General features: G+C 34.6%; 16 protein-coding genes and 2 pseudogenes. 14 read left to right on the forward strand and 4 right to left on the reverse strand.

The features are described from left to right. Positions 1 to 5 precede the first annotated feature (5 nt). Positions 6 to 935, reverse strand: coding sequence for a malate dehydrogenase (locus tag QW128_02475; protein MEM3832451.1), 930 nt, complete (start codon positions 933 to 935; stop codon positions 6 to 8). A gap of 119 nt (positions 936 to 1,054) precedes the next feature. Further along, positions 1,055 to 1,435, reverse strand: a complete 381-nt coding sequence (gene cdd, locus QW128_02480; protein MEM3832452.1) for a cytidine deaminase — start codon at positions 1,433 to 1,435, stop codon at positions 1,055 to 1,057. A 213-nt stretch (positions 1,436 to 1,648) separates the two neighbouring features. Here cdd and QW128_02485 point away from each other — a divergent pair, with 213 nt between their 5' ends. The 3 genes and pseudogenes from QW128_02485 (at position 1,649) to QW128_02495 (ending at position 3,476) form a co-directional block, all read left to right on the forward strand. Continuing rightward, entirely contained in the window at positions 1,649 to 2,938 is a 1,290-nt protein-coding gene (locus QW128_02485) for an MFS transporter (GenBank protein MEM3832453.1), read from the forward strand. Between the two features lie 260 nt (positions 2,939 to 3,198). After that, the gene (locus QW128_02490) at positions 3,199 to 3,321 is read left to right on the forward strand and encodes a hypothetical protein (GenBank protein MEM3832454.1); all 123 of its coding nucleotides are present in this window, start codon (positions 3,199 to 3,201) and stop codon (positions 3,319 to 3,321) included. After that, positions 3,276 to 3,476 (forward strand): annotated as a pseudogene (locus QW128_02495) (zinc ribbon domain-containing protein). Before QW128_02490 ends, QW128_02495 begins: the two are co-directional and overlap by 46 nt. Before the next feature lie 186 nt (positions 3,477 to 3,662). Here QW128_02495 and QW128_02500 read toward each other — a convergent pair. Next, the gene (locus tag QW128_02500; protein ID MEM3832455.1) at positions 3,663 to 4,322 is read right to left on the reverse strand and encodes an endonuclease V; all 660 of its coding nucleotides are present in this window, start codon (positions 4,320 to 4,322) and stop codon (positions 3,663 to 3,665) included. Between the two features lie 447 nt (positions 4,323 to 4,769). Between QW128_02500 and QW128_02505 the strand changes: the two genes are divergently transcribed. Genes QW128_02505 through QW128_02515 form a run of 3 tightly spaced genes read left to right on the forward strand, consistent with a single transcriptional unit; the run spans position 4,770 to position 5,420 of the window. Further along, the gene (locus QW128_02505; protein MEM3832456.1) at positions 4,770 to 4,955 is read left to right on the forward strand and encodes a helix-turn-helix domain-containing protein; all 186 of its coding nucleotides are present in this window, start codon (positions 4,770 to 4,772) and stop codon (positions 4,953 to 4,955) included. Then, the gene (locus tag QW128_02510) at positions 4,922 to 5,146 is read left to right on the forward strand and encodes a hypothetical protein (protein MEM3832457.1); all 225 of its coding nucleotides are present in this window, start codon (positions 4,922 to 4,924) and stop codon (positions 5,144 to 5,146) included. Before QW128_02505 ends, QW128_02510 begins: the two co-directional genes overlap by 34 nt. Continuing rightward, positions 5,139 to 5,420, forward strand: coding sequence for a transposase (locus tag QW128_02515; protein MEM3832458.1), 282 nt, complete (start codon positions 5,139 to 5,141; stop codon positions 5,418 to 5,420). The genes QW128_02510 and QW128_02515 overlap by 8 nt, the downstream gene beginning before the upstream one ends. Positions 5,421 to 5,447: 27 nt before the next feature. Here the strand turns inward: QW128_02515 and metG are convergent. Then, a pseudogene (gene metG, locus QW128_02520) lies at positions 5,448 to 7,106 on the reverse strand (methionine--tRNA ligase). 170 nt (positions 7,107 to 7,276) lie between these two features. On the opposite strand from metG, the gene QW128_02525 reads away from it, so the two are divergent. The 8 genes from QW128_02525 (at position 7,277) to QW128_02560 (ending at position 16,060) form a co-directional block, all read left to right on the forward strand. Next, the gene (locus QW128_02525; protein MEM3832459.1) at positions 7,277 to 7,732 is read left to right on the forward strand and encodes a QueT transporter family protein; all 456 of its coding nucleotides are present in this window, start codon (positions 7,277 to 7,279) and stop codon (positions 7,730 to 7,732) included. Next, positions 7,729 to 8,460 carry a 7-cyano-7-deazaguanine synthase gene (locus tag QW128_02530; GenBank protein MEM3832460.1) on the forward strand — a complete coding sequence of 244 codons (732 nt, stop codon included), beginning with the start codon at positions 7,729 to 7,731 and terminating at the stop codon, positions 8,458 to 8,460. The genes QW128_02525 and QW128_02530 overlap by 4 nt, the downstream gene beginning before the upstream one ends. Before the next feature lie 85 nt (positions 8,461 to 8,545). After that, entirely contained in the window at positions 8,546 to 9,949 is a 1,404-nt protein-coding gene (locus tag QW128_02535) for an aspartate ammonia-lyase (GenBank protein MEM3832461.1), read from the forward strand. Between the two features lie 40 nt (positions 9,950 to 9,989). Then, positions 9,990 to 11,099, forward strand: coding sequence for a DUF763 domain-containing protein (locus QW128_02540; protein MEM3832462.1), 1,110 nt, complete (start codon positions 9,990 to 9,992; stop codon positions 11,097 to 11,099). 233 nt (positions 11,100 to 11,332) lie between these two features. Further along, positions 11,333 to 11,704: a HEPN domain-containing protein gene (locus QW128_02545; protein MEM3832463.1), complete on the forward strand. Its 372-nt coding sequence runs from the start codon at positions 11,333 to 11,335 to the stop codon at positions 11,702 to 11,704. A gap of 660 nt (positions 11,705 to 12,364) precedes the next feature. Further along, positions 12,365 to 13,594, forward strand: coding sequence for an NADP-dependent isocitrate dehydrogenase (locus QW128_02550; protein ID MEM3832464.1), 1,230 nt, complete (start codon positions 12,365 to 12,367; stop codon positions 13,592 to 13,594). 572 nt (positions 13,595 to 14,166) lie between these two features. After that, the gene (locus tag QW128_02555; protein MEM3832465.1) at positions 14,167 to 15,033 is read left to right on the forward strand and encodes a DMT family transporter; all 867 of its coding nucleotides are present in this window, start codon (positions 14,167 to 14,169) and stop codon (positions 15,031 to 15,033) included. 424 nt (positions 15,034 to 15,457) lie between these two features. Next, on the forward strand, positions 15,458 to 16,060 hold the full coding sequence (locus QW128_02560) for an alpha/beta hydrolase (protein MEM3832466.1): 603 nt from the start codon (positions 15,458 to 15,460) through the stop codon (positions 16,058 to 16,060). Positions 16,061 to 16,103 lie beyond the last annotated feature (43 nt).

Here is a 16,103-nt window from a genome sequence, read left to right on the forward strand (position 1 = left end):
GAAATTTATTCTAAATACTGAGGTGGGACCTGTTTAAGATTATTTCTGATGGCTTCTATACTCTTCAAGAATTTAGCTTTCTGCTCATCGTTTAGCTTTAATTCTATAATTTTTTCAACACCATTTTTTCCGAGTATTATTGGAACCTCAGCAAAAACATCTTTCACACCATATTCTCCATCAAGATAAACACTAGCTTCAAGCGCAATCTTTTTATCTTTCTTAATGGCCTCGCACATAACTAGCAATCCTGCACCAGGTCCCCAGTTACTGCTGAATTTTCTTAAGTTAGTTATCTCAGCACCAGCTTGTATAGTCTTAGTGACCACAGAAGTATATTGGTCAGCTGTTAAAAGTTCGATTAATGGTTTTCCATATGCCATAGACAATTCTGGAACTGGATACATGTTTTCTCCGTGTTGTCCTAAAACTACTGGAATTATAGAGCGTGGTGCTATGCCTAATACTTGAGACGAATAGAAAGCTAACCTGCTAGAATCTAATATTCCACTAAATCCAATAACCCTGCTCCTTGGGAATTTTAGTTTCTTATAAAATACATAGACCATAGCATCTAACGGATTTGTTGTAATAATCGTTATGGCATTAGGAGCGTACTTTTTAATTTGTTCAGCGACTGTTGAAACGATTTCAGCATTTTTTGCAGCCAACTCTTCTCTAGTCATTCCAGGCTTTCTAGGAAGACCAGCAGTAACTATAACTAAATCACTACCAGTCATATCCTCATATTTATTACTACCCTTAACAACTACGGATTTACCCAATATTGCAGCAGCATGATTGAGATCTAATGCTTCACCCTGAGGTAGCCCCTCTATAATATCTATAAGGAGTACTTCATTATCAACCTCGTTCATCATTAGAAAAGCTGCTGTTGTCGAACCTACTTTACCGGAACCAATTATTGTTATCATCTTATATCATCACTATAAGTAGTATAACTTGAGAAATATAAATCTTTGCATAAGTATAGTTATGTATAAAGATAAATTATCAAGTATATATTAAAAATTAAACATAAATAATAGCATGTTTATTTTCTTTTAAGCTTAAAAATATCCGGAAGTAATTTATCAAGAGTTGTCTCTCTTGTTATTCCTTTATTATTTACCATAATTATCTTAGCATGCGGATTAAACTCTGCAATAACTTGCCTACATGCCCCACACGGTGCTACAGGTTCTTCAGATTCAACAGCTATTACCACTTCCTCAATTTCTTTATCACCCTCACTAACAGCCTTAAAAATGGCTACACGCTCAGCACAGATAGTAAGTCCATATGATGAATTTTCAACATTTACTCCAGTATATATTGACCCTTGTTTTGTTCTTACTACAGCACCAACTTTAAAATTAGAATATGGTGCATATGCATTTTTCACCGCATTCAAGGCAATCTCAACAAGATCCACAGTCAAACACCACAATAATAAAAAATAATGATACTTATTTGCTTTCCTAAAAGACCTCCTTTCCTTCTGAAGAACAAAAATTTTTCTGGCAATTACCAGTGCTGTTATTATAATATAAAACTTTTCCTGCTTAAAATGAACAAAAATTGATATTCGATAGTTAGCAAAATCGTGAATTACATTTATATATTCTATACTTGTAAGTGCGTTAGCATGAAAAGAAATAATGAGAATATGCATGTGAATATAAATAGTAAAAAAGATAGTACGAATCGTAATATACCAATGATGATTAAGTTTAATATTGAATTGGGTAAACTATTCCAGGGATTAAACAAAAATGTAATAATATTAATTTTGTTTCTATTAATTCTTTATTTTTCTTCTGCTTTTATTAACCTAATATATCAACTCTATTTTAAAAGTGTAGGATACTCTGCTTTTTCTATCGGAATACTCAGTACTGTTATGGGCCTCACAGTATCAGTATTGCTTATCCCTAGTGGGATTCTTGCAGATATTTTCAATCGAAAAATAGTTATAACTATTGGAAGTTTCATATTATGCACGGGGCAAGTTCTCATCTTTGTTTATATGAACTATACTATACAACTGATGGCAATGTTTCTTATCGGATTAGGTTCTGCATTCATTGTTTCTGCAGGTGGAGCATTTATGACTGAGATTCTAGATGAAAAGTTTTACGATAAGGGATTTAGCTTTCTATCAAGTGCTCAAGTACTGGCAACTACTATTGCTGGAATAGTGGGCTGGCTTCCCGTATATTTTAATAAAAACCTCCACTATTCTGAAGTCGATTCTTATAAAATTTCAGGACTAATTATGGGCATCATTGGATTTACGTCACTCTTATTTCTATTTTTAATAAAGGAAATAAAGAAAACTAACCCAAAATCTAGATTAAGTTTAAATTTGTTCAAGGATGACAAAAATTTTATAATGAAATTTGCTTTCATCAATGTTATCGTTGGATTGGGCGCTGGATTCTCTATTCCGCTGTTTAATTATTATTTAAGTGTTAAATTTAATGTTGATTCTGGGCCAATCGGAACATTGAATGCTTTTGCAAGTTTTACAATGATACCGTTATATATAATGATGCCACATATACGTGAATCATTTGGATATCTTCGTGCAATTGTATTGCCTCAGGCATTCTCAATTATATTGCTTATGTTAATACCAGTCTCTCCTAATTTCATAGTTGCATCTTTATTTTATATATCAAGACAAGCACTGATGAATATCCCTAACCCTTTAGTTTCATCTTTTATGATGAGAAATATAAGTCAAAAATCGCGGGCCACCGCTAATGCGATAATCAATATGTCCTGGAGTCTACCAAATTCGATAAGCATACCACTAGGTGGTTACATTATGGATAGATACCTGGATTTACCAATTTACATTACTTCAGTTTTTTATATGATCTATGTGATATTGCTCAACTACTTCATTAAAAGATATGATCAAAAGATATAATCTGGAGTTCTAGTCTGTATTTGCATGTGTGGATCTTGGTTACCATCATGCTCAATCACCTATAGGGTTTGCCAATGGTTTGTTATCACTCTCTAACACTGTTGGATCGAACCCACCATCATCTCTCTAACTCCGGTCGGGGGTCATTTATGCGACTTCTCTTGTATGTTTGCTCCTTTTTGGGCATTCATCACTCCACGCCTATGTCAGCAGTTTCAAAATAGATGTGTTTAAATATTGGTGGGTATAGGAGAATATTGATGTCCGAAAAGCTCTATACAATCATTATAAGTCTGCATGGAATGGACACACGACAGTATTTGTTAAGGCTTATGGGACATCTAAGACCTGCTCCAAATGCGGGTATTATAATAAAGACCTAAGGGGAGCAGTCTTCAAGTGCCCAAAATGCGGACTTGTAATCGATAGACAGAAGAATGCATCAACAAACATTTGGAAAACATTTCTTAGTATGTGGGGAGTCGTGGGTTCCCCCCCGAAAGGAGCTAACCCCGATGAGTCCTCCAATGAACCCTGAGGAGGACAAGAGGGATGAGGCTCAAGGACTAAGTATGGATTCCATACATATCCATACTTAGTTCAGAACCCTGGAGCACCAACGTTCAATACAATCTAATCTCTATTTAAAACTATCAATACTGAAACCACTAACTACGGAGATCATGATTAAAAAGTCGTATCATCATTAACAAAGAGATTGATTCTAAATCCATGAATTGATTTCTTCGTTCTTTTTCTTTGCTATCTTTCGTGATAATTTATCGGCATACCATATTGGAGCTGGCAGGTTTAGTTTAAAGATATTTTCTTTAACAACTTTGATGGCATCATTTAATGTAACTCTATGCCCTATACTTATGTAAATTTTATTATTACTTTCTGTAGTTAATACTGTTCCTACTGGTTCATTATCAACTATTATTAATGGCAGGTCTGAGGACCAATCAATTTGTCCATAAAGAAGACGCCTGGCTACACCTATTGTGGGAATATTAAAAATTACGCCGATGTAACTAGCTAATCCCATTTTTCTAGGATGCGCCAGACCATGTCCATTTACAAGGAGGACGTCCGGTTTTCTGTTAATCTGATGAAATATTTTAGATATTACCGGGACTTCTCTTAAATAAAGTAATCCTGGAATATACGGTGGTAATTTGCTAACTCTAGCATATTTAATCTCTGAAGGCTCAATAGAACCATATTGCATACTAACATATGCCGCAATTCCACTATCTCCAGAATAAGAAACATCCACGCCCCCTATGATACTATTTCTATTGATTTCTAAATGCTCAACTTTAACCATATGAGAAAGTAAACGTTGTGCGTATATTGCTTTTTCATAGTCAATCTTACTCATTACTATACGATATAATAACACAAGACGTTATTAAACTTGTAGTAACAACTATTTCCATAGATGATTAAATTTTTAAACGGCACAATAAAGATGATCAGTGTTATTAATTGTATTCCATTTATTATTCACACCTATTTTATCATCAAAAATGGCAGTATATGGAACTATAGCATTAAGAAACATATTACTAACCTATTTGAACTATCATGCTAGGTGGTTCAATAGCAAGTATAACAAGTAATACCATAACTCCTGAGAATACTTACAAATCGATTAACATGGATGAGTCATTTTTCTTTTCAGTATGCTTTAATATACAAGCTACATTCCTTGTAATATTACCATGATATAATCTCCAGAAAGCTTCCTGCTTCAGCGGAGAGCGCCGTGGTCAACAGTTTTGGAATAGATAGGTTTAAATATTTGTTTAACTCTATTAACTCTTTGATGAAAGAAGAACTACTTAGACCAAAAGATGTTGCAAAGATATTCAACATCTCAGTTAAAACGCTTTGGAAGTGGCAGAGGAAAGGCATTATTAGAGCAGTTAAACTTCCAACTGGCAAGCTCCGATATCCCAAGAGCGAGGTGGATAAATTATGGAAGCAATTAAAAGCTATAGAATTCCAGTAGATGTTCCAAAAGATTTAATCGAAGAATACTTCAAAGTTAAGCAGAAGGCTTTAGACGCAATATTCTCACACGTTAAAATTTCCAAGAAGGCTCACCTCGAATTCAATAGAGAGAATAGGAGAGAGCTTAGGGATGGACTGCTACGAGAGTGGAAATACTCCAAACACTACGTTGATTCAGTACATGCTTGAATACAAGCTTAAATGGCTTAATTTACCAACAAAATACGTTAACCCAGCCAACTCATCTAAAACCTGCCCAGTCTGCTCAGGAAGTATGGCTTCCTATCTGGGCAGGATGATGAAATGCGAAGAATGCGGGTTAACAATGGATAGAGATATCATAGCAGTGTTGAACCTTCAGATGCGGGGAATTGGGTTCACCCCGAGAGCCCTCAACGAATTAATCGAGGGAGAAGGGTTAAGTAGGAATAAAAGCAACAATTCACCATGCATTCCTACTTAATCCAGAACCCAATATAATGATACCTAGTTAGTTTACTATAAACAGTTGTTGTAATTTTCTTTTTAGCTCGCTCAGTTTTATTTTTTTGAATAATGGCTCTGGTTTTTGTATTTCGTGTCCAGGCTCAAGTAATTGTGAAATTTGTTTCCAACTATCTTTATGGATATCATTCCTAAGATTTAGCATTCGCCAAATTTTTTCAGCGGTGAATGGTATTATTGGTTCCATGATTATTGCCAATGCTTTAACTATGTTTAATGATACATAAATAGTATTGGCAGCATTTTGAGGATTTGTTTTTATTGTGTTCCAAGGCTTCATATCGTTGAAATATTTATTTCCTGCTCTAGCTAGATCCATTGAATGATTCACAGCGTCTCTAATTCTTATAGCATCTAAATCGTCTGCGACTAATAACGCAGTTTCATTAATTAATTTCAACATGCTCTTATCATATTCATTAAGATTTTCAGAACGAGGAACTTTACCTCCAAAATTGCTATATGTAAAGTGTAGTACTCTGTGAACAAAATTACCTAGTGTATCGTTGAGATGTGAGTTTACTATGTTCTCGAAAGTTTCAAGTGTAAAGTCAGTATCACGACCTTCTGGTCTATTTAATAGAAGAATATATCTCCAATAATCAGGTGGTAATATTTTTAGAGCTTGATCAATCCATATTCCGTGTCTCTGACTTTTTGAAAACTTTTTTCCTTCATAAGTAAGGAATTCTGTAGAACATACATTCCATGGAAGGACGTAATTATCTCCTGTCGCTAACAGTAATCCGGGAAGTATTATTGCATGAAAAGGTATATTATCCTTGCCTATAAAATAGAGAGTTTTTGTATCTTTATTAAACCACCATTCTTTCCAAGCATCAGGATTACCTTTCTTTTCAAAGTATTCTAGTGTTGCAGATATGTATCCTAATACTGCCTCCATCCATACGTAGATTGTTTTGTTCTCACTACCTGGAAATGGCGCTGGGATTCCCCATTTATTATCACGAGTTATAGATCTTGGTTTTAATCCTTGTCTCATATAATTTAAACTATGGTTGCGAGTTACATCATCAAAATTAGTATTATTCATAATATATTTTGTAATCTCAGGCTCAAACTTCCTTAAATCTAGGTACCAATGTCTAGAAGTTTTTTCAATGGGTGTTGAGCCACATATAGCGCATTTTGGATTTATTAATGCTGTAGGTTCTAATAGATGTCCGCAATTTTCACATTGATCACCTCTAGCTTTATCATATCCACAATAAGGACAGGTCCCTAAAACGAACCTATCTGGAAGAAAATGTTGACAATTAGTACAATACAATTGCGTGTCTTCTTGATCAAAAATATAACCATTTTCATAAATCTTTAAGTAGAATTGTTGTACAAAACGTTTATGAGTTTCTGATTCAGTCCTAGTATAGTTATCAAATGATATACCCCATTCCTTAAATAATGAACTAATTTTCTCATGCATCAGATCAGTTAAGGCTTTAGGTTCAACACCTCTCTTTATAGCTTCAACTTCTATTGGTGTGCCATGTTCATCAGAACCACTAACAAAAACAACCTCATCACTACGTATCCTATGATAACGCGCTATAACATCAGCAGATAAAGCAGAACCTATAAGATTTCCTAGATGAGGTATATCATACGCGTATGGCCATGCACAAGTAACTAACCATTTTGCTAGCTTTCATCACCTATTTCTAACTAATCTAAGAGAGAAATATAAGCGTTACTCATTCTCACAAATTTTTATTAATTCAATTGCTTTTTGAGAATAAAACGAACAACATGTTTATTAATTCAATTACTTTTATGAAGTATTCGGGGTAGATGATTATGAAATCAAATGAAATAGCGTTAACATCAATAATTACTGCCCTTTACGTTGGGCTAATTGAAATATTTCATCCTATAAGTTTTGAGGTAATACAGGTTAGGGTTGCTAATGCATTACTGGGGGTGGTTCCAGTGTTTGGTTGGCCGGCAATTGTGGGAGTGACGTTGGGTGTGTTTATAGGTAATATCACGAGTCCGCTAGGTCCTATCGACCTATTAAGCGCAATACCCACCTTCATCGGATGCTACATAATTTATAAATTAAAAAGCACAAGCGTCCTACTAGGACTCACAACCTACACACTAATACTCTCACTCTGGGTAGGATACATCCTATGGTACGTTTTAGGATTACCCTACATAATTACTGTGGCATATCTGTTTATAGGCATTGGGATTTCAACGATCTTTTTAGGCTACATAGTTTACAAAGCATTGAGGCGTGTGATAAAATGATAGACGCATTATCACAAAGAATAGATAATAAGAAAGTTGTAGCTATAATGAGCGGCGGACCTGATAGCACTGGATACGCATATATATGGAAGGCGCGAGGATATGAAATTCACCCATTAGTATTCAACTATGGTCAAAAGGCTTCTAAAGAAGTTCAGATTGCAATAAAGCTCGCAAATAGATTAGGATTCTCTGAACCAAAAATACTTGACATTAGTTTTATGAAGAAATTGTGGCTAGGTACTCAGCTTACTGATGAAACTGTTAGAGTTGAGAAAGAGTATACTCCTAGCGTGGTTGTTCCCATAAGGAATGCAGTATTTTTGGTGGTAGCAACAGCTTATGCATATAGTATAGGAGCAAAATATGTCATATACGGAGCGCATGCTGATGATATAAAGCCAAGACCGGATACTGGCGAACCACAATATCCTGATTGTACTCCAGAGTTCTTACTTGCCCTCCAGACAGCACTGAATATAGGTCATTTCAGAAAAGAGCGGGGCATTGAACTGTGGAGTCCTGCGAGAGAAAACATGAGAAAGAGCCAGGTTCTTAAAAAGTTCTATGAACTTGTCGGTGACGTAGTTTACGAGACATGGAGCTGTTATCTTTCAGGTGAAAAACATTGTGGTGCATGTGAATCATGTAAAAATAGAAGAAGAGCATTCATCGATGCTGGAATACCAGACAAAACAGAATATATAGTAGAACCCATAGTTGTTTGACTTATTCTATAAAGAATTATGGTTAAACCAATGAAGTACTGGACATATTTTTATATACTAATTAAAATGTAGATTGCGAAGCATTATGTATCGAGTAGAAAAAGACTCTTTAGGAGAAATTAATGTTCCAATAAACGTATATTATGGTGTCCAAACTGTTAGAAACATTAATAACTTCAAAATTACTAACATAAAATATCCTGACGTCTTCATAAAGAGCTATGTGATGATTAAAAAAGCGTGCGCCCTTGCCAATATGGAGCTTAAAGTGTTAGATGAAATACGTGGTAGTGCCATTGTTAAGGCATGCAATGAAATTCTCGATGGAAAATTTTTAGATCAATTTGTTATAGATGCAATAAATTCTGGAGCTGGAACCGCATTCAATATGAATGTCAATGAGGTGATCGCTAATAGAGCGTTGGAGATTCTTGGTAAGCAAAAAGGTGATTATGCGTATCTTAGCCCTAATGATCATGTTAACATGTCACAATCAACAAATGATACATTTCCTACAGCGGCTCATTTAGCTCTCATATTAATGATAGACAATCTTATCAACGTTCTTAATGATTTACAACAAGCGTTAAGTTTTAAAGCTAAAGAGTTCAAAGGCATAATAAAAACAGGGCGAACCCACCATATGGACGCGATGCCAATAACCCTAGGAATGGAATTCGGCACATACTCGGATATGATCAGAAAAAACATTGAGCTATTAGAATTTGCCAAGAACGAATTAAGATATGTGCCATTAGGTGGAACTGCGGTGGGTACAGGTGTGAATGCTCCTAAAGGTTTTAAAGAATTAGCTGTGGCAAAACTCAGCCAAATATCAGGTATTAAATTAAAGCACCAGAAAAATCCAATGTATGGACTACAAAGCAGAACACCATTGACTATCATATCATCTGTTCTAAAAACATTAGCATTAGATATAATAAAAATTGACAATGATATCATGCTTATGTCATCTGGGCCAAAAACAGGATTAAACGAAATAACAGTTCAACCCGTAATGCCAGGCTCATCAATAATGCCGGGCAAAACAAATCCAAGCATATTCGAAGCGATGAATATGATAGCTTACCATATAATCGGAACCGATGTAACAGTAACAATGGCCACAAGTGATGGACTATTAGAACTAAATGTTTATACACCAGTAATAATTTTTGATATTCTTTTCGAACTGCAAATGTTATTAAACTTTCTACCGATATACATAGAAAAAGGTATCAGAGGAATAAAAGCTAATAAAGAAACATGTGAAAAGCATTTTAGAACAAACCCAAGTCTTGTTACAGCTTTGTCACCCTATATAGGTTATCTTAAAGCTGCTGAAATATATAAAGAGGTATTAGCTACAGGAAAAACAATCGAAGAGATAGTAATCGAAAAAAGATTAATGAGTAAAAGGCAATTAAAGAAAATATTTAATCCAAACTCATTACTTAAACCATCGCAAATAACAGAACAAAATAAATAGTCACATTTTTATCTAAGAGATTACACAAATATTTTAGAGAATGAGAAGGACAGGAATAACGATACTTCCATTACATGAGGGGGCTGTGCCAAGAAAGCTCATACTCCATATGACAAAATTATCAAACGCAATTATAAGTCTAATAATAAGAGACTATAGTCCGGACGAAGTCCTCAGAAGAATTTCAGACCCATTTTGGTTCCAAGCATTCGGTTGTGTGTTAGGATTTGACTGGCACTCATCAGGACTTACCACTGTAGTAACAGGAGTACTTAGAAACACAATAAAACCAGAACATGGAATACTAGTTCTAGGAGGTAAAGGAGCACTATCAAGAAAAGTTCCAGAAGAATTAAAACTAGTCACAGCACTATTTGGAATGAGCGAAAATAAACTAAACGAGCTCAAATATGCAAGCAGAATGACAGCAAAAGTTGATAGTACAGCAATACAAGATGGATACCAGCTCTATCATCATGCATTCTTTGTCTCAGAAAAAGGCATATGGACAGTGGTACAACAAGGAATGGATGTATCTACAAAAACCGCACGACGTTATCATTGGATATCCGAGAAAATAAATAGCTTTGTCAATGAACCACACACAGGCATTGTAGGTGACATGAAAAAAGAATTCGTTCTTAATATGACAGCGAAACAGTCGGAAGAAGCACGATCCATTAGCGTAGACCTTGTAAAAGAAGGGCCAAAAAGAGTCATGAACGATTTAAAAAACATCACTAAAGGACCGCTAGATAAATGGTTAGACCTCCAACAAAATATACGCATAGATATGTTCTATCTACCTAAGAAGATCAATTGGGATGCTATAAGACGAGCTTACGAGACACAACCAAAAAATTACGAAGAACTTCTCTCAATACAAGGCATAGGCCCAGCAGCTGTAAGAGCATTAGCACTAATTTCAGAATTAATATACGGAAAACCAGCTAGTTGGAAAGATCCAATCAAGTACACCTTCGCACATGGCGGAAAGGATGGAGTACCGTACCCCGTAGACTTTATTACATACAAGAGAACAATAAACACATTAGAGGAAGCGATCAAGGAAGCCGAACTAGGAAGGGAAGAAAAAATATCCGCATTAAAACGTCTATCAAACTTTACATATAGATTCGAGAGATCATAATTCTGAATGATCTCATTAATAACACTTTTGAGAGCTTCAACACATCAACATTTATTATGTTTCAATACGTATTACCAAATATCATGTTATTTCATTATTTCTAAAATGTATTCCGTTGCTTTGATTCTCTCCTGCATTTCGAGTTGTTAAGTTTCTCAGTCATTAATTCATGAAAAATGATGAACGAACGTTACTTTTTTATTTGTTTAAAAATTACTAATACATGATGTAGTATGCAAGAAGATTTCCTAAATGAAATAAATCATGCTATAAAACTTCTCGAGAATGCTGTAAAAATGCTTAACGCAAGAAATACCGAAGCTGCTATACATAACGTGTATGAGGCAGCCCATTTAACTGGCAGACTCATGCTACAAATGAAAGGTAAAAATATTGACAACAGTGTTTCTCTTACTGAAGTAGCATATCAGCTTTCGGATGAGAATCTTATAGATGAAGATTACTTAGATTTATTAAAGGAGATAAGTGAAATGCGTGAAATGTCTCACTATGATATCTACGAACTCTATTCACAGAATGATTTAATACAGATTATAAAAAGAATAAGAAACTTAATCGAAAAAGCAAAACACATGCAACATTAGATTTAAGCATCAATAATTTTATTTAGAACCATTATCACTAATCATTATTAACTATTTCAACATCCATCAAGTAAGATATCTCTATATAGACTTTCATATTCCGGGAGTCCTTCACTTTCTTTATAACATCGAACGTGTTTTAGCTTACGCTCTTTTATCTTTATATAAAGTTAGCCAGAAAACCCGCGCGTTTCAACCGTGGGATGAGTGGCGTAAAATTTAATGAGTCCCTCAAAGCAATCGATCTTGGACGTTCCGTGAAGAAGGTTGACGGTTGTAGGGAGGGCTTTCAACGTAGCCCATGGGGCAATGGGCTCTATAAAATGGTGGAGCTGTGAGCCCCGCAAACCAGCAGATGCAACTGGGAGCGCAAAGCTCCGGGCAAACGCTGGAGGCTCTCGGCTTCAGCCGTGGAGAGTGTCGAAATCCTCTTCCAGGTTAGTGTTTTCTTAGCTGCGAATAGTATTCTTCCAAATTGCACTTCTAATTCTTATACTCGAATTCTGGGAATTCCTTAGCACGAGAGAGCGGTTTAGCTATAATTTCTCTAACTTCAAAATCTTTGAAGAAGTTCATGCTGGTTTGAGTTAAAGTATATATCTTTTATTTGTGAAATATTTAAATAGAACAAAATAAATATACTAATATTGATGATATGAAATGAGAAATAAAATATCTATGGATAAACCGGTTGTAGAGATTGACGGCGATGAAATGACACGTGTAATGTGGGCGTGGGTTAAAGAGAAATTAATATTGCCGTATGTTGATTTGAAGACTGAATACTATGATTTACATATAAAAAAGAGAGATGAAACGAATGATCAAATAACAGTACAAGCTGCTGAAGCAATAAAGAAATGGGGAGTAGGTGTTAAATGTGCAACTATTACACCCAATGCGGAAAGAGTAAAAGAATACAATCTGAAGAAGGAGTGGCCGAGTCCTAATGCAACAATTAGGAAAATTCTTGATGGGACAATATTTAGGGCACCAGTAATTTTAAAAAACATTGTACCAGCAGTGAGATTCTGGAAGAAACCGATAGTTGTAGCAAGACACGCCTTTGGCGATATATATGATGGTGTAAGTATAAGATTCGACAGTCCAGGTGAAGCAGAGATAGTATTTAAGTCAGAAAAAGGTGAGATGAAGGCAAAATTCCCCAAGTTTTCGGGTCCAGGTGTGCTTCAAGGAATATATAACATAGATAAATCCATAGAAAGTTTTGCGAGAGCTAGTTTCAAATATGCATTAATAAATAAGCTAGATCTTTGGTTTGCTACAAAAGATACGATTTCAAAGGTTTATGATGCTAGATTCAAAGAGATATTCCAGAAAGTTTACGAAAGTGAGTTTAAAGATGAGTTTAAGAACTTAGGCTTAACGTATAATTATTATCTCATAGATGATGCCGTAGCTAGGGTTGTAAGATCAGAGGGTGGTTTTGTTTGGGCATGTAAGAATTTTGATGGAGATGTATTTTCAGATTTTGTCTCCACGGCTTACGTGGGTACCTTAGCTCTCATGACATCTGAGCTCTTCTCACCTGAAGGATATTATGAATCTGAAGCTGCTCATGGAACCGTTCAAAGACATTATTACAGATATATTAAAGGTGAAAAAGTTTCAACAAATCCAACAGCCATTATATTTGCTTGGACACGTGGACTTAAAAGAAGAGGAGAACTTGACAACATCACCGATCTAGTAGAGTTCAGTAACAAACTAGAAACCGCTGTAAAGATTACAATTGAAGATGATAAAATAATGACACAAGACGTCGCTAGAGTAGCGGAACCACCTATAAATGCAGTAGTCACCACTGAAGAATTCATAGATGCAGTTAAAAAGAATCTAGAAAAATTAATGTCAAAAAAGAATAAGTGAACTACCACGCGAAGAGAGTTTTCAGAATTCAAAGTAAAATGAGAGGGCTATAAGCTTCTGTTGTTAAATACTAGTTGACGTTTCGTTACTATCTGTTTCATCTTGGCTAGAGACTCATGGATAGCTTTGGGGGTAACGAAAACTCTTCATGTCTTGGTTTTCATAGAGTAAGGGATAAATGTAGAGTTACCAGACCAACAATATCAGAGTTTCTATCACTTATAATCCATTTAGTTGTTCCAATAGCAATTTTATTTAAATCAATATTTTTTATGCTTTAATAAAGCTATTACAGAAGACATTTGTGCACTTCCAGCTAATAATACATAAGCACCTGGTCTTATTATGCCATCGGTTAAACCAGCCATAGCTATTATCACAAGATCACTAACCTTACTGCAGTCCTTTAAAGTATCACCTCAGTCTCGTCAACATTTAACTTAGCATCTGAACATCTCTCAGCTTTAGTCGTGGAGTGTGCCAAAAACATCATAAAGAGGATGATAAACAAAATAACAGAACTATTTATTAGAAAGAAAAATTTTTTATTTTGATGCTATTTTTTATGAGATATGCTTGGTTCAGTATTAGCAATAGCGATTGCGCTGGTTTGGGGCTTTTCAACTGTCCTTATTAGAAAGAATTTGACTGAGTCAAATTATTTTTCCGTTTCTCTAATTATTACCATTGTTGGTCTCATGGTTTTTGCACCTTTAGTTTTCCTCTTCATTTCTTTGAATTCTGTTAACGTTTATGGTTTGTTATTCTTCTTCCTGGCTGGAATATTTCATCCTGGTTTTGTAAGACTTCTTTACTTTAAGGGTATGGAAAAAGTTGGTGCGTCAGTTAACGCGGCCATTTATGCTTCAAATCCCATTTTTAGTTCCTTAATTGCTGTCATTCTGTTAAATGAAAAATTAGAACTTATTGGTTGGATTGGTATTTTATGTGTTGTGTTAGGTGCCATTTTAATAGAAAATATAAACAGTGATCACCCTCAACCTAGCATAAGAAAAGGATTGGTTTACTCATTCTCAGCAGCTCTTCTTGTTGGTTTTTCTTATGTTGCCAGAAAGGAAGGTTTAATACTATGGGATTCTCCAATCATCGGTGCTACGATTAGTTATATTGCAGCTTTACTCGTTTATAGTTGTGCCTTTCCTTTTCTCTCTAATAATGTAAATAACAGAACATTAAACAGATTAGCATTTAAATTGTTTTGGAAAGCTGGTGTTGGGATTAGCATTGGCCAGCTCCTATCTTTTTATGCACTTAAGTATAGTGATGTTTCAACTGTTGTACCATTGATACAAATAGAACCTCTCTTCATATTCCTGTTTATTCGTTATTATCTTAAAGGTATTGAAATTATATCACATAAACTTGTACTTGGCACGCTCATAATCATTTTAGGTGTTTTTCTTGTAATGTTATCATGATTCTTGAAACTTAAAGATATCATGATTAATTTGTTCAAATATCCTAAAATATTAATCCAAAATAAGAAACACATTTTATTATCCTCTCACGTTAAAATCTATGAGCGTTTTAATACTTAGTTATCAACATCACAAATAGAAAAAATGCAATAATAACTTAAGGTAATAACCATTTATCTTTTATTGATGTCCCACGCGATAAATTATTTGAGACTAAAATCATTCAATTAAAAGCAAAATGTTATGGTCATTGTTGAAAGATAAGTTGATGATAGTATGATATTAACAAAAATTTAATATCATCTTTAAGTCTTTATACAATTGCTCTCTCTGAAGAAGCCAGATTTTCAGTTGTAAACGTTATTGAAAATTCTAAACGGAGATAACGTTAATAGGTTTTGAGAGATATTTTAGTGTGATTATTATGGAATATTACACTTATGTTAATAGTCTGAAAGTAAGATTTTTAAACAAAGGTAAAGGCGATCCTATAGTTCTTTTGCATGGATATAGTTTCAATGCAGATACTTGGGATGAAATAAACTTGGTGGAGTTTTTATCAGAAAGATATAATGTATATGCAATAGATATGCCGTATGGTCCAAAGAGCAGGTCAGATAAATTCATGGCTGAAAATCGTGATGAATATGCAGAATTCTTAAAGAATCTTTTCTCTAAACTTAATATAGTGAAACCAATTCTGTTAGGTGCTTCTATAAGTGGTGAAGTTGTATTAAGATATCTTTCTAATAATTATGAAGCTACAGCTGGAATTGTCATAGGACCAGTTGGCATAAAGCTTCTTGTTAACAGACTAAATAAAATTAAGACTCCACTTTTGATCATATGGGGAGAGCATGATAATGTTGCATCTCTAGATGATGCAGAATTGTTAGCGTCTAATGTTAAAGGATCTGAGCTACATATTATTAAACATGCTGGACATGCATGCTATCTAGATAAACCTGAAGAATTTAAAAGCATTGTAATTGAATTTCTTGAAAAATATGTTCATAAAATTCATTAGGGATTGATTAGTCAAGAGAAAATTCACTACTACATTTAGAACA

The organism is Thermoprotei archaeon, from assembly GCA_038881895.1.
In the GTDB taxonomy this organism is placed as follows: domain Archaea; phylum Thermoproteota; class Thermoprotei; order Gearchaeales; family WAQG01; genus JAVZOV01.

Coding starts and splice junctions, on each gene's coding strand:
- QW128_02545 (MEM3832463.1), top strand. CDS start 11,333: ATGCAAGAAGATTTCCTAAATGAAATAAATCATGCTATAAAACTTCTC.
- QW128_02515 (MEM3832458.1), top strand. CDS start 5,139: ATGCTTGAATACAAGCTTAAATGGCTTAATTTACCAACAAAATACGTT.
- QW128_02560 (MEM3832466.1), top strand. CDS start 15,458: ATGGAATATTACACTTATGTTAATAGTCTGAAAGTAAGATTTTTAAAC.
- QW128_02510 (MEM3832457.1), top strand. CDS start 4,922: ATGGAAGCAATTAAAAGCTATAGAATTCCAGTAGATGTTCCAAAAGAT.
- QW128_02535 (MEM3832461.1), top strand. CDS start 8,546: ATGTATCGAGTAGAAAAAGACTCTTTAGGAGAAATTAATGTTCCAATA.
- QW128_02555 (MEM3832465.1), top strand. CDS start 14,167: ATGCTTGGTTCAGTATTAGCAATAGCGATTGCGCTGGTTTGGGGCTTT.
- QW128_02525 (MEM3832459.1), top strand. CDS start 7,277: ATGAAATCAAATGAAATAGCGTTAACATCAATAATTACTGCCCTTTAC.
- QW128_02550 (MEM3832464.1), top strand. CDS start 12,365: ATGAGAAATAAAATATCTATGGATAAACCGGTTGTAGAGATTGACGGC.
- QW128_02475 (MEM3832451.1), bottom strand. CDS start 935: ATGATAACAATAATTGGTTCCGGTAAAGTAGGTTCGACAACAGCAGCT.
- QW128_02490 (MEM3832454.1), top strand. CDS start 3,199: ATGTCCGAAAAGCTCTATACAATCATTATAAGTCTGCATGGAATGGAC.
- QW128_02540 (MEM3832462.1), top strand. CDS start 9,990: ATGAGAAGGACAGGAATAACGATACTTCCATTACATGAGGGGGCTGTG.
- QW128_02500 (MEM3832455.1), bottom strand. CDS start 4,322: ATGAGTAAGATTGACTATGAAAAAGCAATATACGCACAACGTTTACTT.
- QW128_02530 (MEM3832460.1), top strand. CDS start 7,729: ATGATAGACGCATTATCACAAAGAATAGATAATAAGAAAGTTGTAGCT.
- QW128_02485 (MEM3832453.1), top strand. CDS start 1,649: ATGAAAAGAAATAATGAGAATATGCATGTGAATATAAATAGTAAAAAA.
- QW128_02505 (MEM3832456.1), top strand. CDS start 4,770: ATGAAAGAAGAACTACTTAGACCAAAAGATGTTGCAAAGATATTCAAC.